The organism is Flavobacterium sp. WC2416 (assembly GCF_041200095.1).
GTDB lineage: Bacteria > Bacteroidota > Bacteroidia > Flavobacteriales > Flavobacteriaceae > Flavobacterium.
The window spans coordinates 3,463,396-3,489,000 of the sequence record NZ_CP165626.1 but is presented as its reverse complement, the minus strand read 5'-3'; the positions used below and the strand labels follow the sequence as shown (position 1 = coordinate 3,489,000).

General features: G+C 31.6%; 27 protein-coding genes, 1 tRNA gene and 1 other RNA gene. 15 read left to right on the top strand and 14 right to left on the bottom strand.

The genetic code is table 11. The features are described from left to right. The first annotated feature begins 55 nt into the window (after positions 1–55). The 7 genes from AB3G39_RS14800 to AB3G39_RS14770 are packed head-to-tail and all read left to right on the top strand — an operon-like array spanning position 56 to position 8,661. The gene (locus AB3G39_RS14800; RefSeq protein WP_369769459.1) at positions 56–1,333 is read left to right on the top strand and encodes a nucleotidyltransferase; all 1,278 of its coding nucleotides are present in this window, start codon (positions 56–58) and stop codon (positions 1,331–1,333) included. After that, positions 1,326–1,757 (top strand): hypothetical protein, encoded by a 432-nt coding sequence (locus AB3G39_RS14795; protein WP_369769458.1) that lies wholly within the window; start codon positions 1,326–1,328, stop codon positions 1,755–1,757. Before AB3G39_RS14800 ends, AB3G39_RS14795 begins: the two co-directional genes overlap by 8 nt. 9 nt (positions 1,758–1,766) lie before the next feature. Further along, complete coding sequence (locus tag AB3G39_RS14790) at positions 1,767–3,038, top strand: restriction endonuclease subunit S (protein ID WP_369769457.1); 1,272 nt, start codon at positions 1,767–1,769, stop codon at positions 3,036–3,038. Beyond that, positions 3,035–4,060 carry a CBASS cGAMP-activated phospholipase gene (locus tag AB3G39_RS14785; RefSeq protein ID WP_369769455.1) on the top strand — a complete coding sequence of 342 codons (1,026 nt, stop codon included), beginning with the start codon at positions 3,035–3,037 and terminating at the stop codon, positions 4,058–4,060. The genes AB3G39_RS14790 and AB3G39_RS14785 overlap by 4 nt, the downstream gene beginning before the upstream one ends. Further along, positions 4,057–4,809: a GGDEF domain-containing protein gene (locus AB3G39_RS14780; protein ID WP_369769454.1), complete on the top strand. Its 753-nt coding sequence runs from the start codon at positions 4,057–4,059 to the stop codon at positions 4,807–4,809. The genes AB3G39_RS14785 and AB3G39_RS14780 overlap by 4 nt, the downstream gene beginning before the upstream one ends. A 1-nt stretch (position 4,810) precedes the next feature. Further along, the gene (locus AB3G39_RS14775) at positions 4,811–7,969 is read left to right on the top strand and encodes a type I restriction endonuclease subunit R (RefSeq protein ID WP_369769453.1); all 3,159 of its coding nucleotides are present in this window, start codon (positions 4,811–4,813) and stop codon (positions 7,967–7,969) included. Continuing rightward, complete coding sequence (locus tag AB3G39_RS14770; protein WP_369769452.1) at positions 7,969–8,661, top strand: M48 family metallopeptidase; 693 nt, start codon at positions 7,969–7,971, stop codon at positions 8,659–8,661. Before AB3G39_RS14775 ends, AB3G39_RS14770 begins: the two co-directional genes overlap by 1 nt. Positions 8,662–8,702: 41 nt before the next feature. Here AB3G39_RS14770 and AB3G39_RS14765 read toward each other — a convergent pair whose 3' ends face one another. The 3 genes from AB3G39_RS14765 to AB3G39_RS14755 all read right to left on the bottom strand — a co-directional run bounded on the left by AB3G39_RS14765 (position 8,703) and on the right by AB3G39_RS14755 (position 10,530). After that, positions 8,703–8,975 carry a hypothetical protein gene (locus tag AB3G39_RS14765; protein ID WP_369769451.1) on the bottom strand — a complete coding sequence of 91 codons (273 nt, stop codon included), beginning with the start codon at positions 8,973–8,975 and terminating at the stop codon, positions 8,703–8,705. 55 nt (positions 8,976–9,030) lie between these two features. Then, positions 9,031–10,404: a tyrosine-type recombinase/integrase gene (locus AB3G39_RS14760; protein WP_369769449.1), complete on the bottom strand. Its 1,374-nt coding sequence runs from the start codon at positions 10,402–10,404 to the stop codon at positions 9,031–9,033. 52 nt (positions 10,405–10,456) lie between these two features. After that, positions 10,457–10,530, bottom strand: a tRNA-Met gene (locus AB3G39_RS14755). 153 nt (positions 10,531–10,683) lie between these two features. Between AB3G39_RS14755 and AB3G39_RS14750 the strand changes: the two genes are divergently transcribed. Next, positions 10,684–11,076, top strand: coding sequence for an START-like domain-containing protein (locus AB3G39_RS14750; protein ID WP_367757600.1), 393 nt, complete (start codon positions 10,684–10,686; stop codon positions 11,074–11,076). A 54-nt stretch (positions 11,077–11,130) separates the two neighbouring features. Then, the gene (locus tag AB3G39_RS14745) at positions 11,131–11,970 is read left to right on the top strand and encodes an aminotransferase class IV (RefSeq protein ID WP_369753293.1); all 840 of its coding nucleotides are present in this window, start codon (positions 11,131–11,133) and stop codon (positions 11,968–11,970) included. On the opposite strand, the gene AB3G39_RS14740 is transcribed toward AB3G39_RS14745, so the two are convergent. The 5 genes from AB3G39_RS14740 to AB3G39_RS14720 form a co-directional block, all read right to left on the bottom strand. Next, on the bottom strand, positions 11,967–12,527 hold the full coding sequence (locus AB3G39_RS14740) for a YqgE/AlgH family protein (protein ID WP_367757604.1): 561 nt from the start codon (positions 12,525–12,527) through the stop codon (positions 11,967–11,969). The genes AB3G39_RS14745 and AB3G39_RS14740 overlap by 4 nt on opposite strands. 126 nt (positions 12,528–12,653) lie before the next feature. After that, positions 12,654–12,926, bottom strand: a complete 273-nt coding sequence (locus tag AB3G39_RS14735) for an HU family DNA-binding protein (RefSeq protein WP_073017033.1) — start codon at positions 12,924–12,926, stop codon at positions 12,654–12,656. Between the two features lie 179 nt (positions 12,927–13,105). Beyond that, positions 13,106–14,053, bottom strand: coding sequence for a methionyl-tRNA formyltransferase (gene fmt / locus AB3G39_RS14730; RefSeq protein WP_369769448.1), 948 nt, complete (start codon positions 14,051–14,053; stop codon positions 13,106–13,108). Beyond that, positions 14,053–15,948, bottom strand: a complete 1,896-nt coding sequence (locus AB3G39_RS14725) for a RecQ family ATP-dependent DNA helicase (RefSeq protein WP_369769447.1) — start codon at positions 15,946–15,948, stop codon at positions 14,053–14,055. The genes fmt and AB3G39_RS14725 overlap by 1 nt, the downstream gene beginning before the upstream one ends. Positions 15,949–16,007: 59 nt before the next feature. Further along, a complete protein-coding gene (locus AB3G39_RS14720; RefSeq protein ID WP_367757611.1) occupies positions 16,008–16,547 on the bottom strand; it encodes an AAA family ATPase in 540 nt (179 codons plus the stop codon). A 149-nt stretch (positions 16,548–16,696) separates the two neighbouring features. On the opposite strand from AB3G39_RS14720, the gene AB3G39_RS14715 reads away from it, so the two are divergent. The 4 genes from AB3G39_RS14715 to AB3G39_RS14700 all read left to right on the top strand — a co-directional run bounded on the left by AB3G39_RS14715 (position 16,697) and on the right by AB3G39_RS14700 (position 20,161). Next, entirely contained in the window at positions 16,697–16,981 is a 285-nt protein-coding gene (locus AB3G39_RS14715) for a DUF493 family protein (RefSeq protein WP_367757613.1), read from the top strand. 81 nt (positions 16,982–17,062) lie between these two features. Then, positions 17,063–17,788, top strand: coding sequence for a DUF4290 domain-containing protein (locus AB3G39_RS14710; RefSeq protein WP_367757615.1), 726 nt, complete (start codon positions 17,063–17,065; stop codon positions 17,786–17,788). A 91-nt stretch (positions 17,789–17,879) separates the two neighbouring features. Further along, positions 17,880–19,193 (top strand): UDP-N-acetylglucosamine 1-carboxyvinyltransferase, encoded by a 1,314-nt coding sequence (gene murA, locus AB3G39_RS14705; RefSeq protein WP_367757617.1) that lies wholly within the window; start codon positions 17,880–17,882, stop codon positions 19,191–19,193. A 92-nt stretch (positions 19,194–19,285) separates the two neighbouring features. Continuing rightward, positions 19,286–20,161: a cation diffusion facilitator family transporter gene (locus AB3G39_RS14700; RefSeq protein ID WP_367757619.1), complete on the top strand. Its 876-nt coding sequence runs from the start codon at positions 19,286–19,288 to the stop codon at positions 20,159–20,161. A 5-nt stretch (positions 20,162–20,166) separates the two neighbouring features. Here the strand turns inward: AB3G39_RS14700 and aroQ are convergent, their stop codons facing one another. Together aroQ and AB3G39_RS14690 are read right to left on the bottom strand one after the other, a co-directional pair. After that, on the bottom strand, positions 20,167–20,580 hold the full coding sequence (gene aroQ, locus AB3G39_RS14695) for a type II 3-dehydroquinate dehydratase (protein ID WP_367757621.1): 414 nt from the start codon (positions 20,578–20,580) through the stop codon (positions 20,167–20,169). 77 nt (positions 20,581–20,657) lie between these two features. Beyond that, positions 20,658–21,200 carry a porin family protein gene (locus AB3G39_RS14690; RefSeq protein ID WP_367757623.1) on the bottom strand — a complete coding sequence of 181 codons (543 nt, stop codon included), beginning with the start codon at positions 21,198–21,200 and terminating at the stop codon, positions 20,658–20,660. 304 nt (positions 21,201–21,504) lie between these two features. Between AB3G39_RS14690 and AB3G39_RS14685 the strand changes: the two genes are divergently transcribed. Both AB3G39_RS14685 and xerA read left to right on the top strand, forming a co-directional pair. Further along, complete coding sequence (locus AB3G39_RS14685) at positions 21,505–22,059, top strand: porin family protein (RefSeq protein WP_367757625.1); 555 nt, start codon at positions 21,505–21,507, stop codon at positions 22,057–22,059. 73 nt (positions 22,060–22,132) lie between these two features. Further along, positions 22,133–23,029 (top strand): site-specific tyrosine recombinase/integron integrase, encoded by an 897-nt coding sequence (gene xerA / locus AB3G39_RS14680; protein ID WP_369769446.1) that lies wholly within the window; start codon positions 22,133–22,135, stop codon positions 23,027–23,029. 106 nt (positions 23,030–23,135) lie between these two features. Here xerA and rny read toward each other — a convergent pair whose 3' ends face one another. From rny to AB3G39_RS14660, 4 genes are all read right to left on the bottom strand, one after another. Then, entirely contained in the window at positions 23,136–24,698 is a 1,563-nt protein-coding gene (gene rny, locus AB3G39_RS14675; RefSeq protein ID WP_367757629.1) for a ribonuclease Y, read from the bottom strand. 48 nt (positions 24,699–24,746) lie between these two features. Beyond that, positions 24,747–24,853, bottom strand: a non-coding RNA gene (gene ssrS / locus AB3G39_RS14670) — 6S RNA. A gap of 51 nt (positions 24,854–24,904) precedes the next feature. Next, the gene (locus tag AB3G39_RS14665; RefSeq protein ID WP_367757631.1) at positions 24,905–25,198 is read right to left on the bottom strand and encodes a cell division protein ZapA; all 294 of its coding nucleotides are present in this window, start codon (positions 25,196–25,198) and stop codon (positions 24,905–24,907) included. Between the two features lie 8 nt (positions 25,199–25,206). Then, positions 25,207–25,497: a hypothetical protein gene (locus AB3G39_RS14660; RefSeq protein ID WP_369769445.1), complete on the bottom strand. Its 291-nt coding sequence runs from the start codon at positions 25,495–25,497 to the stop codon at positions 25,207–25,209. Positions 25,498–25,605: the final 108 nt, after the last annotated feature.

The window sequence follows — 25,605 nt, the reverse complement described above, 5'->3', positions numbered from 1 at the left end:
TTTAGGTTTAATTCCTGAGGAATGAGTGTTTAAAAGAACTTTATTTAATGAAATTATGATAACAACACAACAAAAAACAGAATTAGAAGAAATATTGGATGTTCTTGGAGAAAATTTAAGTATAACAGAAGCTCAACATGATGCAGCCGTAAGAAGTTATAAAGCCGTTGGGAATTGGTTAACAAACCAAGAGTCTGAATTAGCAGACTATAATCCAGTTGTTAGTCCACAGGGTTCATTTATCATTGGAACTTTAATTCAAACTGTAGATCCTGACGGAGATATTGATTTGGATATTGTATGCGAATTAAATGGTAAAAAACAAAGTTGGACTCAAAAGGATGTAAAGGAACTTGTCGGTGATCAACTTCGTAAGCATAAAAAGTATGACTCTATTCTTGATGATGAAGGAAGAAGATGTTGGACTTTGAAATATAGAGAAAATGGTAATGCAAATGAAAGATACCACATGGATATTCTTCCAGCTGTTAATACATCGGGTTATTCAATAATAATGGAAAGAGCTTATTCAAATTTATCCGACCAGAAAATTGAGAGCTTGGTTTTGAGTATTACTGATAAAGAAAAAGTACCAGAATATTACACATCAACAGAACCATCAAATTGGTATTTGAGCAATCCATTTGGCTATGCGATTTGGTTTATGAAAAGTGCAGAAGCAGTTAAGGGAGTAAAAACAAAAATGTTCTCGCTTAATGAATCTGTCAAACCAACACCAAAATTCCAAAAACAAAGATTACCATTACAAAGAGTTGTGCAGTTGTTGAAGAGACATAGAGATATAATGTTCAAAGATTATACTGATGAAGATAAAAAAGAAAAACCAATTTCTTGTATTATAACAACATTAGCAACGCATGCTTATAATGGAGAAGATAATATAATGGAGGCATTAATAAATGTTATCAATAATATGGAAGAATTCATAGAAGTTAGGTTAGACGAAAAAAATGGTAAATACGTCAAATGGATTTCTAATCCTGTTAAAACATCAGAAAACTTTGCCGATAGATGGGCTTTGCCAAATTCAAAAAGAGAAAGGTTTTTTAAAGATTGGATTGAAAAATTAAAACTTGATTTTGGAATATTTAATTCTCCTTTCAATAGAATTAATTTATCAGATTCATTAAAAAAATCTTTTGGTGATGCTCCCGTGACTAAAACATTCTCTGCGATAGGTAATAAAATGCGAATATTAACTGAAAACGGAAATAATAATGTAGATAGAAACCTTGGGCTAGTTGGAACGGCAGTAACAGGTTTAAACGAAGTTTCTAAAGTACATCCTCATAAATTTTTTGGTAATGAATAAACCACCAAAACTCACTATTGCGCAACAGTATGCAGCGTTAAAAAGAAATTATGGATTTGGGGAAACTAAAATGAGTACATACAGTCAAATATTTTGGGAAGGTAAATTAAAATCTTCTCCATTGGGTGATGAATACTTGGTTAGAGTTACTTACAAAAAAGACGACAGTCCTAAAATTTATGTTTTAGAACCAAAGGAACTTAAACTGCCAGAGGGGAAAAACAAATTAGAGCATGTATATGACCATAAAAAACAAAAGCTTTGTTTGTATTATCCAAAAGCAAAGGAATGGAATGATACTAAAACAATAGCAAGTACAATTATGCCTTGGACTATGGAGTGGTTATACCATTATGAAATGTGGTTAATTACTGATGAGTGGTTAGGTGGTGGAATTCATCCAGGAGGAAATAATTTAAAATAAATCAATTTTATGTTAAAAGTGTTAAGTAATAATTATAAAGAAACTTCATTTGGTGATATTCCAATTGAATGGGACGTTAAAAAATTAGGTGATTTAGGAAAAGTTATTTCAGGCTTAACATATAGTCCAGATGACATTTGCGAAGAAACTGGCACATTAGTTTTGCGTTCATCGAACGTTCAAGATGGTCAAATAAAATTTGATGATAATGTTTTTGTGAAAGTGAATTCTGGAGGGTATAATCAAGTTCAATATAATGATATTTTAATTTGTGTTAGAAATGGAAGTAAATCTTTAATCGGAAAAAATGCATTAATTACTAAAGAAGCGACTGGGATGGCATTTGGTGCTTTTATGACAATATTCAGAGGTGAATATAATAATTATTTATATCAAGTTTTCAATACAGATATATATTATAGAGAAATTCACAAAAATCTTGGAGCAACTATTAATTCTATCAACGGCAGTGATTTAAAAGAGTTTAAAATCCCAATTCCGCCACTTCCTGAGCAACAAAAAATTGCTTCGATATTATCAACTTGGGATAAAGCCATAGAAATAAATAAGAAAATTTTAAGTGATCTTGAAATTATCAAAAAAAGTATGACAATAAATGTTTTATCTGGTAAAAATAGATTTAGGGAGTTTTTGAAAAATAATGAAATTAGTGATAAAAAAGGTTATAAAATACCCAATGATTGGGAAGTGATTAGTTTGTCTGCTGTTTTAGAACAGATTAAAAATTCAGTTAAACCAGAAAAAGATAAACTATATAAACAAATAGGTATACGCTCACATGCTAAAGGTATTTTTTACAAGGAAGCTGTAACTGGCGAAAGTCTTGGAAACAAATCGGTTTTTGCGGTTGAACCTGATTGTTTTATGGTAAATATTGTCTTTGCTTGGGAACATGCAATTGCAAAAACAACCACTGCTGAATTAGATATGATTGTATCACATAGATTTCCTATGTACAAACCCTTAGCTTCAAAACTTGATTTAGATTATCTTTTGTTTTTCTTTAAATCTAAAAAAGGAAAAGATTTATTAGGTTTAGCTTCTCCAGGTGGTGCAGGTAGAAATAAAACATTAGGTCAAAAAGAATTTTTAAAATTGAAAATTCCATTACCATCAATTAATGAACAAAAAGCAATTGCAATTTTTTTAGAAACTTATGATTTAGAAATAAAATTATGCAAACAAAAGCTTGAGAAATTACAACTACAAAAAAAGGGTTTGATGCAACAATTATTAACTGGTAAAATAAGAACTACATGAGTGATAAAAAATTCAGAGTACTAAGTTTAGATGGTGGTGGTATTCGAGGTATTTTTCCAGCAGTAATTTTAAGCGAAATCGAAAAGGAGCTTAAATCTAAAGAATTTAAGAATTGGCAAATATATCAGAATGTAGATTTAATTTTTGGCACTTCTACAGGTGGTATTCTTGCATTAGCTTTATCAATAGGTATACCAGCTGAAGAAATTAAAAACCTTTACATTAATAACGCCAAAAAAATATTTGGTAATAGAAAAGGATTCGTAAAATGCATTAACCATTCTTCACACGATAGAGCAAGTCTTAAAGAATTATTAGAAGATGTGTTTAAAAAATATCATCATAGCGCTACTCCTAAACTTAAAGACTGTAAGGTTCCTGTTGGGGTATCAATTTACGATTTAAGTATTGGAAAACCATCTGTTCTAAAAAGCCTTTACCATCATAGGTTCACTCGAGACCCTAATCTTCCATTATTAGATGCTTCTTTATCAACTTCATCCGCACCAACATATTTTGATCCATATTCGGGAGATATGTATAAAGATATGAAAGGAGATATTTTACAATTTAAAAATAAAGTAGATGGTGGAGTTTGGGCTAATAATCCGAGTTTAATAGCTCTGATTGAAGCTCAGAAAGCTTTTAATAAAGAATTAATTGATGTTAATTTACTATCCATTGGTACAGGTGAAAGAATATTTCTTGAGCCTAATAGAGAAAATAAGTTTGGAATTTGGTATTGGATAAATAATAAGCGCAAAAGAATTATAGAGTTGTTTATGCAAGGCCAATCTCAACAAGTGGAAAATATTTTAAGCTTGTTGAAAAATGGTATTGATAGACAAGAAGCGGATAATTTCGCATACTTAAGACTTAATACATTATTTAAAACTGAGACAGAAAATATTGAAATGGATGAAACTGACAAAGATAGACTTAAAGATCTTGAGATTCGTGCATTAGAGGTTTACAAAGAGAATAAAGTAGAAATTTATAAACTACTAAACATAGAGTTATGAAACATATTAAAAAATCATTTGAAAAATTTAAATCTGAATTAGTGTCAAAAGGATTTTATGACATTTTCAAGGCAATTTTAATTTTTACTGCAGCTTCGCTATCTACATATTTTGTTAGCTTAATTCCTTTGGTAAAGACTTTTATTATTTCTGAGGTTAAAACACCAATATATCTTATAATCATTTTATCAATATTCATTTTTTGTTTGTTTTTTTTAATTTTTAGATATAAATCAAAGCTTGATAATTTAATAATAGATAATAATATTGATGAATTAACAGGTTTAAAAAATCATAAAGGATTAAAAACTTCATTAGAATCCTTCATTGAAGATTTTAAAGAAAATACCAGTATTATTTTAATTGATATTGATAATTTCAAATCTTTTAACACGAAGTATGGTTATGGAGAGGCAGATTTATTATTAAAAAAGGTAGGTGAATTACTTGGCAGTGATAAAAGAGCAACAGATGAAACTTTTCGTTTCTTTCAAAGAGGAGATGAATTTGCTGTTATTGCCAATGAAACAAATCTTGGTCAAGCTTTACAAGCGGCTGAGCGAAAGAGAAAAATGATCAGTAATAATATTTTTTCAATTGGAGATAATAAACATCGTTTGACCATTTGCTGTGGTGTAACTAGTTTGAAAAAGGAAGATTCAATTGACATTTTAACTGATAGACTATCTAAAGCTTTAAAAGAAGCTAAGAATATAAAAGGTAAAAACAACACTAAATCAATTAGTTAAAATGATACCATCCTTCAAAGAAGACCAAATATCTCAAATTCCTGCCTTGCAAATTTTGCAAAAGTTGGGCTATACCTATCTTTCTCCGCAAGAGGCTGAGGAATTGAGAGGCAATAAAACAGGTCAGGTTATTCTGGAGCCTATTTTGAGAAAACAACTTCACGAAATCAATAGTATTCAGTTGAGTTCGTCTAAACTAGCTTTGTTTAGTGATGCTAATATCGAAAACGGGATTCAGGCGCTCAAAGATATTCCAATGAACGAAGGCTATATCGCGGCCAGTAAAAAAGCTTATGAACTCATTACTTTGGGCAAAGCATTAGAGCAAAGTATTGATGGTGATAAAAAGAGTTTTACCCTGCAATACATAGATTGGAAAAACTTCGAGAACAATGTTTTTCACGTTACAGAGGAGTTTAGTGTGATGCGTACAGGGAGCAAAGAACATTATAGACCTGATGTGGTTTTGTTCGTCAATGGAATTCCGCTGTGTATTATAGAGTGTAAACGTCCAGACATCAAAGAACCTATTACCGAGGCGATTTCGCAACATACAAGGAACCAACAAGAAGACGGAATCAGGCATTTGTATATTTACAGTCAGTTATTATTGAGTATTGCTACTTTGCAAGCAAAATACGCTACCACAGATACCAAAGAAGAGTTTTGGGCATCATGGAAAGAAAATACAGCGGATACAGAAGGAATTATTAATGATTTAGTGAATAAGCCTTTGTCTAAAGAGCAAAAAGCAAAGTTGTTTTTAAATAGAAAAGACTGGGAGCAACAAATAATTGAGGCAAAAGAAAAAGAAATTATTGGAGTAAGTGAACAAGATCGTTACCTGTACTGGTTGTGTCGTCCAGAGCGATTGTTGACTATTATAAAAGATTTTGTTTTGTTTGAAGGTGGTGCTTTTAAGAAAGTCGCTCGATACCAACAATTTTTTGCTATTAATAAAATCATCAAACGAATTGAAACAACTACCGATGGAAAACGAAATGGAGGAGTAGTTTGGCATACACAAGGAAGTGGTAAGTCACTAACTATGGCAATGCTTGCAAAAAAAATATACCTAACGGTCAAAAATCCTAAAATCATTCTAGTTACAGATAGAACTGATTTAGATCATCAAATTACAGATACCTTTAGAAATGTTGAAGTACCCGTTCATAATGCCAGGACAGGAAATCAATTGGTTGATTTATTACAAAATAAAAGTGATGCAGTCGTTACAACGATTATTAATAAGTTTGAAGCAGCTGTCAATCAATTAGGATCTTCGCCTTTAGAGAGTGAAAATATTTTTGTGTTAATCGATGAAGGACACCGTACTCAATACGGAACGTTTAATGTGAAAATGCAAAAGGTATTGCCTAATGCTTGTTTTTTGGCTTTCACAGGAACTCCTTTGATGAAGAAGGAGAAAAGTACGGCTCAAAAATTTGGAGGTATTATTGATGCTTATACTATAATCCAAGCTGTTGAAGATGGCGCAATTGTACCTATTATTTATGAGGGAAGGCATGCGATTCAAAATGTAAATCAAAAAGCCTTGGATCGAGGATTTGACAGTGTTTCTGAACCTTTGTCAGACTATGAGAAAGTAGATTTAAAAAAGAAATTTAGCAAAGCCAATCTTATTTCAAAAACAGAACAACGCATTGATGAGATTGCAAGAGATATTTCAGATCATTATACGCACAATTGGGGTGTAGATAGAACTGGAGAACGAAGTGGATTCAAGGGAATGGTAGTTACACCTGATAAAGCAACTGCGGTTAAATATAAAAAAGCCTTTGATTTAATAGGAAAGGTGTCTACTGAGGTGATTATGTCTTCGCCAGATACTAGAGAAGGAAATGATGATATTCATGGCGAGCCAACGAATGAAGTTGTTGCTTTCTGGAGGCAAATGGAAACCAAATATGGAAAAGGTTTTGACGAAAAGTTAATCAGTCAATTTAAAAAATCAGATTACCCAGAATTGTTAATTGTAATTGATAAACTCTTAACAGGATTTGATGTGCCTAGTGTGGTTGTGATGTATGTATGTCGCAAGCTAAGGGATCATACACTTTTGCAAGCAATTGCTAGAGTGAATAGGGTTGCAAGAGGAAAAGAGTATGGCTTTATTATAGATTATGAAGGTATCATAGGAGAATTAGATGAGGCAATGAATACCTATTCTGATTTTAACGAATTTGATGAAGAGGATTTGGTTGGGACCTTGACCGATATCAAAAAAGAAATTGCTAAACTTCCACAATTGCATACCGAATTGAATGCGATCTTTAAAACAATAAGGAATAAGCTGGACATTGTAAGTTATTCGGCTATTTTGACTGATGAGGCAATCAGAGTAGAGTTTTATCAAAAATTCACTGCGTTTGCCAAATGCTTGAAAGTTGCACTATCTTCAATTGATTTTGAAAACAACACGCCAGAAGAAACCAAAGAACTATATAAAAGGCATTTGAAGTTTTATACCGAATTACGGAATTCAGTGGTCAATACGTATTCTGATTCTATTGATTTCAAAAAATATGAAAAGCAATTACAAAAGTTGCTAGACCAACATGTAACTACCGAAGAGATTATCCGCTTGACCGAGCAGGTTTCTATTTTAGACACCAAAGCGTTTGAGGTGGAGTTGGAAAAAGTAATTGGTGCAAAAGCAAAAGCAGAAACGATTGCCAGTAGAACAGCTAAACACATTTCTGAAAGAATGGATGAAGATCCTATTTTCTATAAAAAACTATCAGAGTTAATTCAACAGACCATTTCAGATTTACGGGCTATGCGAATTTCGGATGTAGTTGCTTTAAATCGATTAAAAGAATTAAGAGAACAGGCAATTACCAAAAAATCAGATGATATTCCTGAAGCTATTCTGAAAAACGAAAAATCAGTTCCGTTTTATAGATTAGCGATTTCTAATGAAAATATTAGCGCAGAAGCAGCAGTCCCTTTTGCAATTGAAGTAGATTCGATATTGAAGAAATTCATTATTGTAGATTGGTATACAAAACCTGACATTATTAGGAAAATGACTTTTTATGTGGGGGAATATTTGATTGATGAATTGGAGGTATCTATTGATGAAGCAGATGAAATGGCAGAAAAATGTATTGAAGTTGCAAAAATGATTTATAAATAATGGAGTGTTCGATAGATTTTGGTTCCAAAAAAATAAAGTATACACTTTTGTATACAAAACGTAAGACACTTGGTATTACAGTAAACCCTGATATGGAAATTGTAGTGAAAGCGCCTGAAAATTCGGCTATGGAATTAGTTGAAACTAAAGTTAGAAAAAGAGCGCCTTGGATTATAAAACAGCAAAATTACTTTTTGACTTTTCATCCTAAACCCAATGATAAGAAATATGTTTCGGGTGAGTCTCATTATTATCTAGGTAAACAATATAGAATTGAAGTAATAGAAGATAAGCAAAATGAAGTAAGTTACAAGGGAAGGTATATTCAAGTGAAAACGAAGAATAAATCAAACGTAAAAAAGCTACTTAACGATTGGTATCGAGTTAAGTCAAAAGAAAAGTTTGAAGCTATAGCAGCGCCATTAATTGAAAAGTTTAAAAAATATAATGTAGAACCAACAGGTCTTTATATACAAGATATGAAAACCCGTTGGGGGAGCTGTACTCCACAAGGAAAAATTATCTTAAACCCCGAATTAATTAAAACACCTAAAGGATGTATAGAGTATGTTATAATCCATGAATTATGTCATTTAGTACATCTTAGTCACAATCAGAAATTTTTTGATCTTCAAGCCAAAGAATGTCCTTTATGGGAACGTTGGAAAACTAAATTGGAGCAATTTGGATAGCTGTCCTACATTGTGTAATACTTACACTTTAGCAGTTTAGCTTACCACTTTGATAATTGTTCGTATAATTTACCAATTTCAGTTGTTTTAATACTGTATTGTGTTGCTGTTTTAGGTAAATCTAATTTGTCAATACCTTCTGCGCCAATAGTACGTTCCCATCGACATTGCAATTCAGATATTTTTTTTCCACCTAAACTTTGAACAAGAACAAGAATTTTTGCACCTAAATCTTGAGTGGTTTTCCCAACAGCTTTGTTGTTTTTGCGCAACCAAAGAATTATTTCGTCTGCACCGATATTAATTTTTATCATAAGGATTGATTTACTTTGTAGCTAATATAAATATTTAAATTTATTTAGACTTTAATTACTTCAACAAATGCGAATAATCATCTGGTAATTCAGCATCAATATCACGAAGGTATTTTTCTAAGGCTTCAATAGTTTGATGTCCTGTGATTCCCATTAATATACTCTTGGCTTCGTGAGGTGTTTTTATTTTTCTAATTTCTCTGTACAGGTTCGTAATGGCAGTATGTCTAAAACTATACAAACCATAATCCTTATTTAATTTAAAATGGTCTTTAACTAATTTAAATTTTTTAGAAAAATTATCTCTTCTGTTGTTTTCTTCTGCTTCCCATTCTGCTCCAATAGCTGTCGGAGTAAACAAATAATGATTTGGATCCATACTGCATAAATCAGGAAGTAAGTCAATTATTTTTTGAGGTATAATTTTAACTTTGACTGCCTTGTTTTTGGCTCTAACAAAAAGTTTTTTTCCTTCTAAATCCAAATCACCTATTTTAAGTCGGTTTACTTCAACAGGTCTTAAGAAATTATAAGTTATAAATTGGATGTACAATAATAGGATAGTGTCATTCTGTTCTATGTATTCCAAAATGTCCTTTTCTTGCGCAACTGAATAGGTTTTGTTTCTTTCTGGTGCTGCTTTAAGTACGTTGATGCTTTTTATATAATTGTCATGCATTAGTTCGTTGTCTACTAATGTTTGTACAAGAGCACTTAAATCGGTTCTCGTGTTGTTTCTATTGCTTGCACTAGTATTTTCTAAAACAGAGTTCAAATAATTGATAAAAGTCTTTTTCTCTAAGGTGGAAATTTTATCTGAACTACTTCCATTTTCATCAAGCCAAGTCAAAAAACGATTGATTCTTCCTTGGAAACTACTATAAGAAGTAGCGCCCAAAACATTTTGTTTGATTTTTAATCCAAATTGAAAAGCTTCTCTGATGGATTTTTCGTTGTCAGCTACGACTTGTTTTTTAGGAGCTTTTACTACTGGAATCTTTTCGGACTCTTTTTCCTTAAGAACAGGAGCAGTTGTCGTACCGTTTATTTTATTATCTAATTTTTGAAGTGTTTTTTCTTCTAATATAGAATTATCTACATAAGGGTTAAAACCTTTTTTTAATAAGAATAGCAGGTTGTCTTTTATTGTTTCCAATTTTGCATAGCGCTCTTTTTTAGTTTTGAGGCTATTAACACCAGTTTTAATATTGGTTTGACGAACTAGTTTTCCTGTTTGTGGATTTCGGAATGCATAATATACATACCATTCTTTAGATAAAGCTTGTTCTTTTTCTAATTTGGATAGGGTAGACCATGTTTTTATGTCTACGTTTCCAGTGTAAATGTGAGGTCCTGAGTAGTTCGGTTTCATAGGCAAATCGTGTACGTAATCGTGCACGTTTTGTAAAAGTACTAAAAGTTTAGGCATAAAAAAACGGATTAGTTTGCACTAATCCGTGATTTTCAAAACTTTAAGTTTGTAGCGAGGACGAGATTTGAACTCGTGACCTCAGGGTTATGAATCCTGCGCTCTAACCGACTGAGCTACCTCGCCAAAGTTTCAAGAATAACAATTCCTGAACGCGGGTGCAAATATAGAAATAATATTAATGCGTGCAAGCATATTTTAAAGAAAAAAAAATATTTTTAAAAACGTTTTTTTTTCGGGCTTATATTCTATATATTCGAAAAAAATTAAAAGTAGCTCATGGATCAAAAAGTACGTTACGAAATAGAGTTCCCAATCAATTCTTCGCCGCAATTGTTATATCAATATATCTCAACTCCATCTGGATTGTCAGAATGGTTTGCAGATAATGTAAATTCTCGTGGTGAATTTTTTACTTTCATTTGGAATGATTCAGAAGAGAAAGCGAGGCTTGCCTCTAAAAAATCCGGAGAAAAAGTAAAATTTAAATGGGTTGATGGTAATAATAAAGATACCGAGTATTTTTTTGAACTGCACATCCTTGTAGATGAGTTAACTAAAGATGTTTCTTTAATGGTAGTTGATTTTGCTGATAAAGACGAGGTTGATGAAGCGTCATTATTATGGGAAAATCAAATTTCAGATCTTAAACATCTAATTGGATCGGTATAGTAAAATTGTATTTTATAACTTACATTTGCCCTGAACAAAAATCAGGGTTTTTTTATGATTAATTTTAATGGAATTATTGTGTCCCAAGACACAAATGTGTTGACACAGAATCGTGCTTTTTTATTTGGCGATGCCGTTTTTGAAACAGTTAAAATAGTAAATTCTAAAATTCTATTTCTAGAAGATCATTATTTTAGGCTTATGGCTTCTATGCGGGTGGTAAGAATGGAGATTCCTATGAATTTCACTATGGAGTATTTTGAAGAACAAATACTTTCTTTAGCAAGTACTAATTCAGTATTAAATTCATCACGTGCAAGAATTACCGTTTATAGAAATGATGGTGGTTTTTATCTGCCACAAACCAATGAAATTTCATTTTTGATTCATACTACTTCCATTGAAAGCGCTTTGTATTCATTCGAAAAGACGAATTATGAAGTTGATTTATACAAAGATTTTTATGTGACTAAGCAATTGTTATCTTCTATAAAAACCACAAATCGCATGCTAAATACAACTGCAAGTATTTATGCTCACGAAAACGGGTTGGACAATTGCTTGTTATTAAACGATACGAAGAATGTTGTTGAAGCAATTCAGGGTAATCTTTTTATGGTTGTAGGGGACAAACTAATCACACCTCCAGTGTCAGAAGGTTGTTTGAATGGTGTTATGAGAAAGCAAATCTTAGAATTAGCTAAAAAAATTACAGGTTTAGTAGTTGTTGAAGAAGTTATTTCTCCATTTGAACTGCAAAAAGCCGATGAATTGTTTATTACTAATGTTATCAAGGGAATACAACCAATAACTAAATACCGAAAGAAAGACTTTGCTGTAAACCATTCAAAGGTATTACTGCAAAAGTTAAATGAGATTGTAAGTAGTACTTAGTTTAGGTATGGATTTTCTGGTGCATTTGACCAAATAAGGTATTCGCCTCCTAATTCCATTATTTGTTCTTTCCAAAAATGAGTTGGTGATTTACCAATAATTTTATTTTTATAGCTATTAGGTGCAATAATCCAAGAGTTTGAATTCATTTCGGATTCTAATTGATTTTCATCCCAACCTGTATATCCTAAAAAGAATCGAATATTTCCTTTATTTATTCTGCCACTATTAATAAGGTCTTTTGTTGATTCAAAATCGCCTCCCCAATATATTCCGTTAGATATTTCAATACTATTTGGAATTAAGTCAGGAATGTTGTGAATGAAGTAAAGATTGTCTTGTTCAACTGGACCTCCATTGTAAATTTTGAATTTGGCACTAATTTCTGGAATTAAGTCGTTGATTGTGTATTTCAGCGGTTTATTGATGATAAATCCTACTGAACCTTCCTTATTATGATCAGCCAATAAAATCACAGATCTATTAAATGATAAATCTCCAATTATAGAAGGCTCAGCAATAAGAAGTTGCCCTTTTATTAATTTTTCTGAAATCATAATTTCTGTAATTTTTTTATTAAATTTAAGAAAAAAAACTAAAAAAAACCAAATTTAATCGTTTAAATACAAAAAAAAACCCTCCATCAGGAGGGTTTTTGATTATATTAGGGTGAAAACTTTAAATTAGTTTACTGCACCTTCTAATTCAGCACCTGCTTTGAATTTTACAACATTCTTAGCAGCAATTTGAATAGTTTTTCCTGTTTGAGGATTTCTACCGTCTCTTGCAGCTCTTGCTGAAACTGACCATGATCCAAAACCTACTAGAGATACTCTACCACCTTTTTTCAAAGTACCACCTACGTTTCCTAAAAATGACTCTAAAGCTAATTTTGCAGCTGCTTTTGTAATTCCTGCATCTGCAGCGATAGCATCGATTAATTCTGATTTGTTCATAATAATAGTTTTATTAATTGTTGGTTAAAAAAATTGTTAATACACAAATTTAGCAGGAAATACCTACCTCGCAAGCGTTTTCGTTGATTTTAGCACGATTTGTTAATAACTTATTTTTTTTGTTCATAAAACAGTACTTTTTAGTAATGATTTGTAATAAAGCCCCGATTTTAGTAGCCTTAATAGGCTTTTGCTTGTTCTGAAAATGTAATTCCATTTAGTAATTCAGATGTTTTCATTCTCTTTTTACCTGGAAACTGTAGATTCAAAACTTGAATAAACCCTTTCTGAACTGCAATTTTCATTTCTTTCTTGGTACATATTAGGCTTCCAATTTCATAAGAGTGGTCTTCATCAATTATTTTAGCTTCATAGATTTTAATATTCCATTCTTCGTTTTTATCCGAAAAGAAACTCCACGCAGCTGGATAAGGACTTAAACCTCTTATTAAATTATTGATTTCTGATGCTGATTTTGTCCAATCAATTTTGCAGTTTTCTTTGTTTAGTTTGTAAGCAGTTTTTATATCAGATGATTCTTCTTGAATAGTAGTGGTTACATTCCCAGTTTCAATTAAATCTAAAGTTTTAATGACCGTATCACTTCCTAAATGCATTAATCGATCGTGCAGTTGTCCAGCATTCTCCTCTGGATCAATAGCTGTCTCAGAACTCATAATCATTGCTCCAGTGTCTATTTTGTCATCGATGAAAAAAGTAGTAACACCCGTTTTCTCCTCTCCGTTTATAATAGCCCAATTAATTGGAGCCGCACCACGATAATTTGGCAGGAGTGAAGCGTGTAAGTTAAAAGTGCCTAGTTTAGGCATTTCCCAAACAACTTTGGGTAGCATTCTAAAGGCAACGACGATTTGTAAATTTGCATTTAGATTTTTTAACTCTTGTAAAAATCCTTCGTCTTTTAGATTTGTAGGTTGTAATAAAGGAAGGTTATGTTCTAAAGCGTATTCTTTTACAGCTGAATATTTTATTTTTTGTCCGCGACCTGCAGGTTTGTCCGCTGCGGTTATTACTCCTACAACAGTATAGCTATTTTTGATTATGGTGTCAAGTATTCCAACGGCAAATTCCGGAGTTCCCATAAATACAATTCGTAATTTTTCCATTATAGTTTTAAGATATATTTGTTATTAGGTTTTAATATTATTTTTTCGTTTTCCAATAGTTGCTGAATTGCAAAGATAACATCGTCTGATTTATTATTGATCCTATTTTGGATTTCTCTAGAATTTAATTCCTCATTAGTTATTATCAAAAGAATCTCTTTAGAAAGATGTATTGTATTCGTTTTTTTATTTTTTTTGGTAATACAGTAGGAACAGATACCGCAATCCTCTGTGGTTTTTTCTCCAAAATAATTTAAAATCAATTTGCTCTTGCAAACTTTGTCTTCTTTTATGTATTTTAAAACCGATTTAAATTGCTCTTTTTTTAAGGTATTTTGATTTTCTAAATATTTAGCAACTCTATTTATAGTTCTTTCGTCTTCCCGAATTTCATTAAAAATTAAAGTGGAATCATTGTTTCTGGAATGGTAATCAATAATTCCTTTTTCTTTTAATTTTTGTAAAACAGCATAAATTTGTGTTTCAGGATGATTCGATTTTTTTGCAATTAATGGCAAGTTAAATGCCGTTTGCATCTCATAAATACCAGGATAGGTTCTTAATATTGTTAAAAGAATTTCTTCGTCATGTGGATTTAAACTGGTATAGCGAATTACTTCTTTTGAAGGAATAATGAACTGTAATGTGATTTTTTCTGAGAATTCTTGTGATAAAGTAATAATACCTTGTCTGTCTAAAAACTGCATTGCATTATATGTTTTTAGGACAGGGAACTTATATTTTAGACAAAAAGCATTTAAATTAAAAGAGAACTGCTCGTTTATTCCTTCTCCATAAGCGATTTGAAAGTAGTTGCAAAGTTTGATGTAAATGGAATTTAAAAAAGCTTTATCAGGTAATATGTTTATAAATTGGTTTTCGGTTTGAGCTATATCAGATGGATTTGTGAGTAGTACGGCAAACGCTTTATCGCCATTTCTTCCTGAGCGACCAGCTTCCTGATAATAGTTTTCTAAATTTTCGGGTAGTTGAATGTGAATTACTGTTTTTACATTAGATTTGTCAATGCCCATCCCGAAGGCATTTGTTGCTACAATGACCTGAACTTCATCCTGCATCCACAGCTGCATGTTTTTATCTTTTTCTTTGGATGAAAGTCCACCATGGTAGAATGTGGCTTTAAATCCTAGATAACGCAATTGTGTTGAAATTTCTAAACAAGATTTTCTATTTCGAACATAAATGATAGAGGACTGTGGATTTTTTTTTAATATTTGTTCAATCCGAAAGAGCTTATCATCGGTTTCAAAAACCATATATGCGATATTTTTTCGAGCAAAAGATTTTTGAAATAATTTAGGATTATGCAGTCCTAATTCAGTTATGATATCCACTTTTGCTTTGGGAGTGGCCGTAGCGGTTAGGGCTAGAAAAGGAATATTTGGGAAATGGGCTTTTAATCCGGATATTTTTAAATATGCAGGTCGAAAGTCATGTCCCCATTGTGAAACACAATGTGCTTCGTCAATAGCTATTAAATTTATGGGAAGATTTTTTATTCTTTCTAAGATCCAATCAGACTGTAAACGTTCAGGTGACAAGTAGAGGAATTTATAATTTCCAAATTGGCAATTGTCCAATAAGTCAATCATTTCATTAGATTTTATGCCGCCAGTGAGAGCTATTGCTTTAATATCTCTTTTTTGCAAGTTGGCAACTTGATCTTTCATTAATGCAATCAATGGAGAAATAACAAGGCAAATTCCTTTATTTACCATTGCAGGAATTTGAAAACATATTGATTTACCTCCTCCAGTGGGCATTAATGCAAAGGTGTCTTGTCCACTTAAAACAGAATCTATTATTTCTTGTTGTAGTGGTCTAAAGCGATTATGCTTCCAATATTTTTGAAGAATTTGTAATGCTTCAGACATCAATTTTTGAATTTTGAATATTATGTTAACAATCCATAATTCAGAAATTAAATTACGAATTAATTAGAAATTTTGTCTAATATAAAAAGAATTCTTTTATCTACCGTTTCCTTTGGTACTTCAATAAGATTGTATCCATACCCTTGGTATGTTTCAATAAGATGATCCTGAATTAATTTTGCTTGTTCGTAGTTTTCATAACGTGCTTCGTCACTTATGTAAATCTCCTCCCAAGGCGGAAGAATGAAAATTTTCGAATAGACATGTTCTCTACAGATTGCATCAAAAGATGCGGGGTAACTGTCTCCAATATAGTGCATATAAGCCAATACATCAGGAATACCACGGTCAATGAAAACAATGTCATGTGGTTCGTTTTGTGCGTTTGTGAACTGCTTTTTTCTTCCTTCAAGAAGGAGTTCACTAAATAATAGTGGTTTTTCAAGAAATAATTGTTCAATTCCTTGCTTTTTGGCCTCCAAAGTAACTTCCCTTGAAATTTCAGGATAACAACAAAAACCTTTTGCTTTTAATCCTTCAATTAGCGTACTTTTCCCAGTTCCTGGACCACCTATAATTACTATGATTTCTTTTTGCACTTTTTAGAAATAAGGCGCAAACTTACTTAAACTTATTGGAATTTGAAAAAATCATTATCATTAAAATTATAGTTTTTAAGAAAAATTAATAATCCATAATTCATAAATTACATTTGAAACCGTATATTTGCTTTAATTTTAATTAAAAAATGGATAAGAAGACCGAAGAATTTTATGATAGATTAAAAGTAGAGTTGGACATGAGTAATACTTGGCCTGCTTTGTACTTATTTAAATTTATTGTTCCAACTGAAAATGACAATGTTGAACGTGTAGAATTTGCTTTTGATTGCATGGGAGCGGTTATTAAAACGACAAAATCAAAAACAGGTAAATTTACCAGTATATCAGTTGATGTTCAGGTTAAAGATTCTCAAGAAATTATTGATAAATACCTAGAAGTCTCTACTATTAAAGGTATCGTTTCATTATAAATATCAAATAACAATGTGTATTGTAAACAGTTTTGTTTGCACATCTATTGTTGTATTGAAAAGCCTCAAAATAATTCACATATGAATTCAAAGTATCAAAAAGAAAATGCTAATGATGTTGTGCATCATTTAGAATATAATGCCGAAAGATCGCATTTGATTATTCCTGAATACGGACGTCATTTACAGAAACTAATTGATCAAGCTACAGCAATTGTTGATGTGGAAGAGCGCAATAAAGCAGCAAAGTATATTATTCAAGTAATGGGTAGTTTAAATCCTCATTTGCGTGATGTATTGGATTTTCAGCACAAATTATGGGATCAACTTTTTATTATGTCTGATTTTAGATTAGATGTTGAATCTCCTTACCCAATACCTTCGCGTGAAGTTTTGCAATTGAAACCGGATGTTTTAAAATACCCTCAAAATTTTCCAAAATACAGGTATTACGGTAACAATATTAAATATATGATTGATGTTGCCAATAAATGGGAAGATGGGGATATGAAAAATGCATTGGTAAAAGTCATTGCCAATCACATGAAAAAATCATATTTAAGTTGGAACAAAGATACCGTGAAAGACGATGTTATTTTTGAACATTTGTATGAGTTATCCGACGGTAAATTGAATATGCTTCAAAGTACGGAGGAACTTTTAAATACGACTGATTTATTAAGGACTAATAAGCGAATATCTAATAAAATTACTCCTGCTGGTCAACCAAAAATTCAAAGCAATAAAAATGCGAAAACAGGTAAATCAAAACCGTACATAAAAAATAATAATAACAATCAGAAATAAGATATCAAGTAGCTAAATTTGGTTTGATAATATTCATCAGCTAGATGGCAGTAGTATCTTAAATTATATATAAAACTAATAATAATATCATATGGGAATTTTCAAAATAGAAGGAGGCATACGTTTAAAAGGAGAAATTACTCCACAAGGAGCAAAAAATGAAGCATTACAAATTTTGTGTGCTGTACTTTTGACGCCTGAAGAAGTAACTATAAACAACATTCCAGATATTATTGATATTAATAAACTTATTACGTTATTAGGTAATCTAGGAGTTAAAATTCAAAAAAACGGGGCAGGTTCTTATACTTTTCAAGCAGATGATGTGAATATTGGTTATCTGGAAACCGAAGCATTTAAGAAAGAGGGCGGTTCATTACGTGGTTCTATCATGATTGTAGGTCCACTTTTGGCTCGTTTTGGAAAAGGATATATCCCAAAACCAGGTGGAGATAAAATAGGACGTAGAAGATTAGATACTCATTTTGAAGGTTTTATTAATTTAGGAGCAAAATTTCGTTACAATCGTGAAGATCATTTTTATGGTGTTGAAGCTAAAAATGGTTTAATTGGTACAGATATGTTACTTGATGAAGCTTCAGTAACTGGAACTGCAAATATTGTAATGGCAGCAGTTTTAGCCAAAGGAAAAACAACGGTATATAATGCTGCTTGTGAACCTTATTTGCAACAACTTTGTAAGATGTTAAACTCCATGGGAGCAAAAATAACTGGAGTTGGATCTAATTTATTGTCTATTGAAGGTGTGGAAGCACTTGGTGGTTGTGAGCATAGAATTTTGCCTGATATGATTGAGATAGGAAGCTGGATTGGACTAGCTGCTATGACTAGAAGTGAAATTACAATTAAAAATGTGAGTTGGGACAATCTAGGTGTTATTCCAAATACTTTTAGAAAACTAGGAATTACATTGGAGCGTAAAGGGGATGATATTTATATTCCTGCTCATGAAGATGGATACGAAATTAAAACAGATATTGATGGTTCTATTCTTACCATTGCAGATGCGCCTTGGCCAGGATTTACTCCTGATTTATTGAGTATCGTTTTAGTAGTTGCTACTCAAGCCAAAGGAGATGTGTTAATTCATCAAAAAATGTTTGAAAGCCGTTTGTTCTTCGTGGATAAACTAATTGATATGGGAGCAAAAATCATGTTATGTGATCCGCACAGAGCAGTTGTTATGGGGCATGATTTTAAATCTCAATTGAAAGCTACAACAATGTCTTCACCAGATATTCGTGCTGGAATTTCTTTATTAATTGCAGCTCTTTCTGGTAAAGGAACTAGTACTATTCAAAATATTGAGCAAATCGATCGTGGATATGAAAGAATCGACGAACGATTGAGAGCAATCGGAGCTAATATAGTTCGTGTAGAATAAATATAATAATTCCTATTTTAATCGTTTAAATAAATCTTTTTGCATTCATTAAAGAGATTTTATTTAAGCGATTTTTTAATTAAAAAATTAAAATGTCACACGAAGAGAAAGCAATAAAAGCTACTTATTTTAGTATTATTGGAAATACTTGTTTAGCAATAATTAAGGGCTTAGCAGGTTTTTTTGGAAATTCATATGCTTTGATTGCAGATGCAATTGAATCGACAACGGATATATTTGCTTCATTTTTAGTGCTATTTGGAATTAAATATTCAAATAAGCCAGCAGATAAAAATCACCCTTATGGTCATGGTCGTGCTGAGCCTCTTGTCACTTTTTTAGTAGTTGGTTTCTTGATTACATCGGCTACTATTATTGCATATGAAAGTATCATAAATATTCAAATAGCACATGATTTGCCTAAGTCTTGGACTTTATTTGTTTTGGGTGCCATAATTATTTGGAAAGAGTATTCTTTTCGGTTGGTAATGAAAAGAAGTATTGAAACAAATAGCTCTTCATTGAAAGCAGATGCTTGGCATCATCGGTCAGATGCAATAACCTCTATAGCTGCTTTTATAGGTATATCAATTGCTTTAATTTTAGGAAAAGGATATGAATCTGCTGATGATTGGGCTGCACTTTTTGCCTCAGGTTTTATTTTATATAATAGCTATCTTATCTTTAGACCTGCCCTTGGTGAAATAATGGACGAGCATTTGAATGATGACTTAATTGAAGAAATAAGAAAAGTTTCTTCACAGGTAGAAGGTATTATTGATACAGAAAAGTGTTTTATTCGTAAGGCAGGAATGAAATACCATGTCGATCTTCATGCTATAGTTGATGGAACTATCTCAGTTAGAGAAGGACATGATTTGGCTCATAAATTAAAAGATACTTTACGAACAGAAATTCCTGAATTGGGGCATGTTTTAATTCATGTAGAGCCCCATTATCAGGTTTAGACTAATTATAGAAAAGATTGGATAGCTAGTTCGTAACTTTTTAAGCCAAAACCTAATATAACTCCTTTTGCATTTCCTGAAATATAAGATTGGTGTCTAAAACTCTCGCGTGAAAAAGTATTTGAAATATGTACCTCTACCACGGGTGTTGTTATTGCTTTAATAGCATCTCCAATTCCTATAGAGGTGTGAGTATAAGCACCTGCATTAAGTATTATTCCGTCGTAAGTAAAGCCAAATTCTTGGATTTTATCAATCAGTTCTCCTTCAATATTGCTTTGGAAATAACTGAACTCTATTGTTGGAAATTTAATTTGTAAACTAGTAAAGTATTCTTCAAAAGTTAGACTTCCATACACTTCTGGTTCACGTTTTCCTAATAAATTAAGATTCGGACCGTTGACAATACTAATTTTCATAATTTATGTTTTTGTAAAAATAAATAAACCGTTCCAATTATGAAACGGTTTTGATAAAATTAGTTTTGATTCACTTTCTAGAAAAGAAAACCAACTGATACTTGAACTACTGAGTTTTTTGTTTGAGCTTCTTTTGAGACTTCTGTAAGACCTAAAACATAACGTCCTTGTAAGAAGATGCTTTTTGTTAGATTAACTCCTAAACCTCCTACTGCTGCAAATTCAAATGTTTCAGCATTACTTACATCAAAATTATTCCTTTCACTTAATAAAAAAGAAGCTTGTGGTCCAAGATCAAGACTGACAAATTTATTTAAATGAATTTTAGCCAAAACGGGAATGGATAAGTAACCTAATTCATTTTTGAACTCAGTTCCAGCATTTTTATATGTTGCTCCTTGAGTAGAATAAAGTAATTCGGGTTGTATTGAGAAACTATCCACAAGTTTAATTTCTGCTACAAGACCAGCGTGGTAACTAGTTATCGCGTCAGTTTGTATGTCTGACCCTTCGAAATTTGCATAATTTACCCCTGCTTTAATTCCGAATTTTACTAATTGTGCCTCTACGTTATTAGATAAGGCGAAGAAAAATAGCCCAATCAAAATTGATTTTTTCATAAGTTATTGTTTTAATATTAATGTCTGTTTATATCGAGCAATTTAGAACTCTTTTATGTAATAGTTATTGTAATATTATTTGTTTTTATGTCAAAATTATAAGCTTATTTTTTAAATGTGTGGCTGTTTTTTCTATATGGGCTTTCGATCTAGTATGAAAATAATGTAAGTATAAAAGTATTAAAAGTCTTATTTTGTTGTTTTTAGTCGTAACTTGTTGATTATCAACGAGTTTAATTATTGTTATTAACTTTTTAGTTATTAGTTATTTAACTTTGATATTCTAATTTTAAATATTAAAATCATGAAGAAAATTATTTTTACAATTGCAGTGTTATTTATAATAACTAGCAATAATGCACAGGATAAAAAAGAAATGTCTTTTGGTATTAAGGCAGGTCTGAATATTGCAACAGTTACCCACGTTGATAATTCAAAAGCGTTAGTTGGATTTGAAGGAGGTGTTTTTGGTGAATTTATGATTGGCGATAAGTTTGCTATTCAGCCAGAAGTTTTGTATTCTGGTCAAGGAGTAAAATCGGAAGGTATGGAGTTAAAACTGGATTATATAAACATTCCAATTTTGGCAAAATACTATGTTGCCGATTCTTTTAGCATTGAATTGGGGCCACAAGTTAGTTTTTTAATTTCTGCAAAATCGGAGGGAGTGGATGTTAAAGAATTCTTTAAAACAACGGATATTAGTGTGGATTTTGGAGCTAATTATGATATTACTAAAAATTTCATATTTGGTGTTCGTTATGATTTGGGCTTATTAAGGTTGCAAGAAAATATAGGCCCTGGGGAAAAAGAGTCGAAAAACTCCGTGTTTCAAATAGCTGTAGGGTATAAATTTTAAAATTTTAAATATTATTGAAAACCTTCCAATTTTGGAAGGTTTTTGTATTAAATAAAAGGCTTACTTTGTATTTATGAGTTGGAATAATTATATAAAAAACTTTCAATCGTATTTGAAAATTGAACGAGGACTGTCAAGTAATACGATACAGAATTATTCTTTCGATATTGAAAGACTGTGTTTGTATCTTGAAACAAACGGAATTGAAGTTTCTCCTATAAAAATTAGTGAAGAAACAATTCAACACTTTATCTATACCATTTCAGGTCAAGTTAATGCGCGTTCACAAGCACGAATAATTTCAGGACTTAAAAGTTTTTTTGGGTATTTAATATTTGAAGATTACCGCGCAGACAATCCTTTAGAACTTATTGAAACTCCTAAAACAGGTAGGAAATTACCTGATACATTATCCGTTGTTGAAATAGATTCTCTTATTGCGGCCATCGACTTAACTTCTAATGAAGGAGAGCGTAATAGAGCAATGCTAGAATTGCTTTATGGTTGTGGTCTTCGGGTGTCTGAATTGGTTGCGTTGAAAATTTCTGATTTATTTTTCGAAGAAGGATTTATCAAAATAACGGGTAAAGGGAATAAACAGCGTTTTGTTCCTATTGGTGATTTATCAAAAAAATATATTGAACTTTATAAAAACACAATTCGAATTCATATCAATATAAAAAAAGGTTTTGGAGACACTTTATTTTTGAATAGGCGAGGAAGTCAGCTCACACGGGCGATGATTTTTACAATTATTAAAGATTTGGCTTTAAAGGTAAAATTAAATAAAAAGATAAGTCCACATACCTTTCGTCATTCTTTTGCAACTCATCTATTAGAAAATGGTGCTGATTTGCGTTCTATTCAATTGATGTTAGGTCATGAATCGATTACTACAACGGAAATATATTTGCATTTAGATCGTAAATTTTTGTCGGAAGTCATTAATAATTTCCATCCCAGAAAATAGGAGTCTGAATTTCACTATTTGCTGTGTATAGACAATCTAAAAAAAAATGCGGTATGATCCATATAAGTGAATCATACCGCAATTGTAATAAAGCGTATTTTATATATTATTTAGCGATATTTACCGCTCTTGTTTCTCTAATTACAGTAACTTTTACTTGACCAGGATAAGTCATCTCTGTTTGTATTTTTTGTGAAATTTCAAAAGATAAAGTAGCTGCATTGTCATCAGAAACTTTTTCACTCTCTACTATCACACGTAATTCTCTACCCGCTTGAATGGCATAAGCATTTTTAACTCCAGTAAATCCGTAAGCTACTTCTTCTAGATCTTTTAAACGTTGAATGTAAGAGTCTAAAACTTGTCTTCTTGCTCCAGGTCTTGCTCCAGATATAGCATCACAAACTTGAATGATTGGAGATAAAAGAGATTTCATTTCTATTTCATCGTGGTGTGCACCAATTGCATTACAAACTTCTTCTTTTTCGCCATATTTCTCTGCCCATTGCATTCCTAATAAGGCGTGAGGTAAGTCACTTTCTGCATCTGGTACTTTTCCAATATCATGCAATAAACCTGCTCTCTTAGCTAACTTTACGTTAAGTCCTAATTCAGCTGCCATGATTCCACAAAGCTTAGAAACTTCACGGGAGTGTTGTAGTAAGTTTTGACCATAAGAAGAACGGTATTTCATACGTCCTACTACCTTAATTAATTCAGGGTGTAAACCGTGAATTCCTAGGTCAATAACTGTACGTTTACCAACTTCAATAATTTCATCATCAATTTGTTTAGCAGTTTTAGCAACAACTTCTTCAATTCGTGCTGGGTGGATACGACCGTCTGTTACTAATTTATGCAAAGCCAAACGGGCAATTTCTCTACGTACTGGGTCAAAACAAGAAAGGATGATCGCTTCTGGTGTGTCATCTACAATGATTTCAACTCCAGTTGCAGCCTCAAGTGCTCTAATATTTCTACCTTCACGACCAATGATTCTACCTTTAACGTCATCTGACTCAATGTTAAATACAGAAACACAGTTTTCAACTGCTTCTTCAGTACCAACTCTTTGAATGGTGTTGATGATTATTTTTTTGGCTTCTTGTTGTGCAGTTAATTTTGCCTCTTCAATAGTATCTTGAATGTGTCCCATTGCTTGGCTTTTTGCTTCTGCTTTTAGACCTTCAACTAATTGACTTTTCGCTTCCTCTGCAGATAAACCAGAAATTACTTCCAGTTGTTGCAGTTGGCTTTTGTGCATTTTCTCAACTTCGGCTTGCTTTTTATCTAAAACTTCAATTTTAGATGAAAATTCAGCTGATTTTGATTCGAAATCATCATTTACTTTTTTAGCTTTTGATAGTTCGTTAGAAATTTGAGATTCTTTGTCACGAATTCTTTTTTCTACTTCTGCTACTTTTTTATCTCGAGATAAAATGACTTGTTCGTGTTCTGATTTTAATTCGATAAATTTCTCTTTGGCTTGCAGAATTTTATCTTTTTTTATGTTTTCAGCCTCTAGATTAGCGTCTTTTAAAATTGATGATGCTTCTTTTTTAGCATTTTTAATTAAATTTGAAATATTGCTCTTTTCTATGATTTTGGCTATCCCAAAACCTCCCGCAATACCTATTATTCCTGAAATGACGATCGTTAATATGTCCATGTTTGTTAAAATTTATATATAAAAAAGCCTACATTAGGCTGATTGAATAAACTCGAAAAGACAAGTTTTGAGCTAACTCGTTGTTCAAGCTTCCAAACTGAATTGGCTTGCTATAGTAACGATGATTTGCTCATTCTAAATTGTTAGTGTTGAGTTTACCAAATGTGAACTAATGTAGGCAGTATCTTAGTTTCTGTAAAGAACGTTTAATTATCGAGATATTGATCTAAAAGCGCATTGATTTTTTTAATTCTTTCAATGGTTTCTTCCCCATTAATAGCGTTGTCAATTTGTTTTTGTTCTACTTGAGAAGCAAATTGTAAAGCGCACATGGCTAATACATCTTGCTTATCTCGAACGGCATAATTTTCTTCAAACTGCTTCATCATTACATCAATTTTCTTAGAAGCACTCCTAAGTCCTTCCTCCTGAGACAGTTCCACAGTTAAGGGGTATACTCTGTCTGCGATTGATATTTTAATTTTAAGCTTTTCGTCCATATTTTTTACTAATCTGATAGTTGTGCTATACAGTAATCAATTTCACGAATTAATGAATTTATTTTAAGCTTTGTATCTCTTTTATTATCGTCACTGCCCAGTAATGAGTTGGCAATTTTAAGTGTCTCATATTGCGCTTTTAACGCTTCAATCTCAGTTAACTGAGTTTGTATGATTTGTGCAGATTTTGTTAAATCGACCTGTAATTCTTGAGTTTTTTGTTCTAAATTTTGTATTTTTAGAACTAGTTTTACAACTTTATTTTCAAGAGTATCAATTATTTCTGCAATTACACTCATTATATATCCTATTCATTACTTAATATTACAAATTTAGTATTACTTTTTATTATTACAATATTTTATTTGTTTTTTTATTAGAAAATAATCAAATTGTTGTAATGTAAT

What these genes read in the sequence shown, in the direction of transcription:
- AB3G39_RS14800 (WP_369769459.1), top strand. Translation starts at nt 56, where the DNA reads ATGATAACAACACAACAAAAAACAGAATTAGAAGAAATATTGGATGTT.
- AB3G39_RS14795 (WP_369769458.1), top strand. Translation starts at nt 1,326, where the DNA reads ATGAATAAACCACCAAAACTCACTATTGCGCAACAGTATGCAGCGTTA.
- AB3G39_RS14790 (WP_369769457.1), top strand. Translation starts at nt 1,767, where the DNA reads ATGTTAAAAGTGTTAAGTAATAATTATAAAGAAACTTCATTTGGTGAT.
- AB3G39_RS14785 (WP_369769455.1), top strand. Translation starts at nt 3,035, where the DNA reads ATGAGTGATAAAAAATTCAGAGTACTAAGTTTAGATGGTGGTGGTATT.
- AB3G39_RS14780 (WP_369769454.1), top strand. Translation starts at nt 4,057, where the DNA reads ATGAAACATATTAAAAAATCATTTGAAAAATTTAAATCTGAATTAGTG.
- AB3G39_RS14775 (WP_369769453.1), top strand. Translation starts at nt 4,811, where the DNA reads ATGATACCATCCTTCAAAGAAGACCAAATATCTCAAATTCCTGCCTTG.
- AB3G39_RS14770 (WP_369769452.1), top strand. Translation starts at nt 7,969, where the DNA reads ATGGAGTGTTCGATAGATTTTGGTTCCAAAAAAATAAAGTATACACTT.
- AB3G39_RS14765 (WP_369769451.1), bottom strand. Translation starts at nt 8,975, where the DNA reads ATGATAAAAATTAATATCGGTGCAGACGAAATAATTCTTTGGTTGCGC.
- AB3G39_RS14760 (WP_369769449.1), bottom strand. Translation starts at nt 10,404, where the DNA reads ATGCCTAAACTTTTAGTACTTTTACAAAACGTGCACGATTACGTACAC.
- AB3G39_RS14750 (WP_367757600.1), top strand. Translation starts at nt 10,684, where the DNA reads ATGGATCAAAAAGTACGTTACGAAATAGAGTTCCCAATCAATTCTTCG.
- AB3G39_RS14745 (WP_369753293.1), top strand. Translation starts at nt 11,131, where the DNA reads ATGATTAATTTTAATGGAATTATTGTGTCCCAAGACACAAATGTGTTG.
- AB3G39_RS14740 (WP_367757604.1), bottom strand. Translation starts at nt 12,527, where the DNA reads ATGATTTCAGAAAAATTAATAAAAGGGCAACTTCTTATTGCTGAGCCT.
- AB3G39_RS14735 (WP_073017033.1), bottom strand. Translation starts at nt 12,926, where the DNA reads ATGAACAAATCAGAATTAATCGATGCTATCGCTGCAGATGCAGGAATT.
- fmt (WP_369769448.1), bottom strand. Translation starts at nt 14,053, where the DNA reads ATGGAAAAATTACGAATTGTATTTATGGGAACTCCGGAATTTGCCGTT.
- AB3G39_RS14725 (WP_369769447.1), bottom strand. Translation starts at nt 15,948, where the DNA reads ATGTCTGAAGCATTACAAATTCTTCAAAAATATTGGAAGCATAATCGC.
- AB3G39_RS14715 (WP_367757613.1), top strand. Translation starts at nt 16,697, where the DNA reads ATGGATAAGAAGACCGAAGAATTTTATGATAGATTAAAAGTAGAGTTG.
- AB3G39_RS14710 (WP_367757615.1), top strand. Translation starts at nt 17,063, where the DNA reads ATGAATTCAAAGTATCAAAAAGAAAATGCTAATGATGTTGTGCATCAT.
- murA (WP_367757617.1), top strand. Translation starts at nt 17,880, where the DNA reads ATGGGAATTTTCAAAATAGAAGGAGGCATACGTTTAAAAGGAGAAATT.
- AB3G39_RS14700 (WP_367757619.1), top strand. Translation starts at nt 19,286, where the DNA reads ATGTCACACGAAGAGAAAGCAATAAAAGCTACTTATTTTAGTATTATT.
- aroQ (WP_367757621.1), bottom strand. Translation starts at nt 20,580, where the DNA reads ATGAAAATTAGTATTGTCAACGGTCCGAATCTTAATTTATTAGGAAAA.
- AB3G39_RS14690 (WP_367757623.1), bottom strand. Translation starts at nt 21,200, where the DNA reads ATGAAAAAATCAATTTTGATTGGGCTATTTTTCTTCGCCTTATCTAAT.
- AB3G39_RS14685 (WP_367757625.1), top strand. Translation starts at nt 21,505, where the DNA reads ATGAAGAAAATTATTTTTACAATTGCAGTGTTATTTATAATAACTAGC.
- xerA (WP_369769446.1), top strand. Translation starts at nt 22,133, where the DNA reads ATGAGTTGGAATAATTATATAAAAAACTTTCAATCGTATTTGAAAATT.
- rny (WP_367757629.1), bottom strand. Translation starts at nt 24,698, where the DNA reads ATGGACATATTAACGATCGTCATTTCAGGAATAATAGGTATTGCGGGA.
- AB3G39_RS14665 (WP_367757631.1), bottom strand. Translation starts at nt 25,198, where the DNA reads ATGGACGAAAAGCTTAAAATTAAAATATCAATCGCAGACAGAGTATAC.
- AB3G39_RS14660 (WP_369769445.1), bottom strand. Translation starts at nt 25,497, where the DNA reads ATGAGTGTAATTGCAGAAATAATTGATACTCTTGAAAATAAAGTTGTA.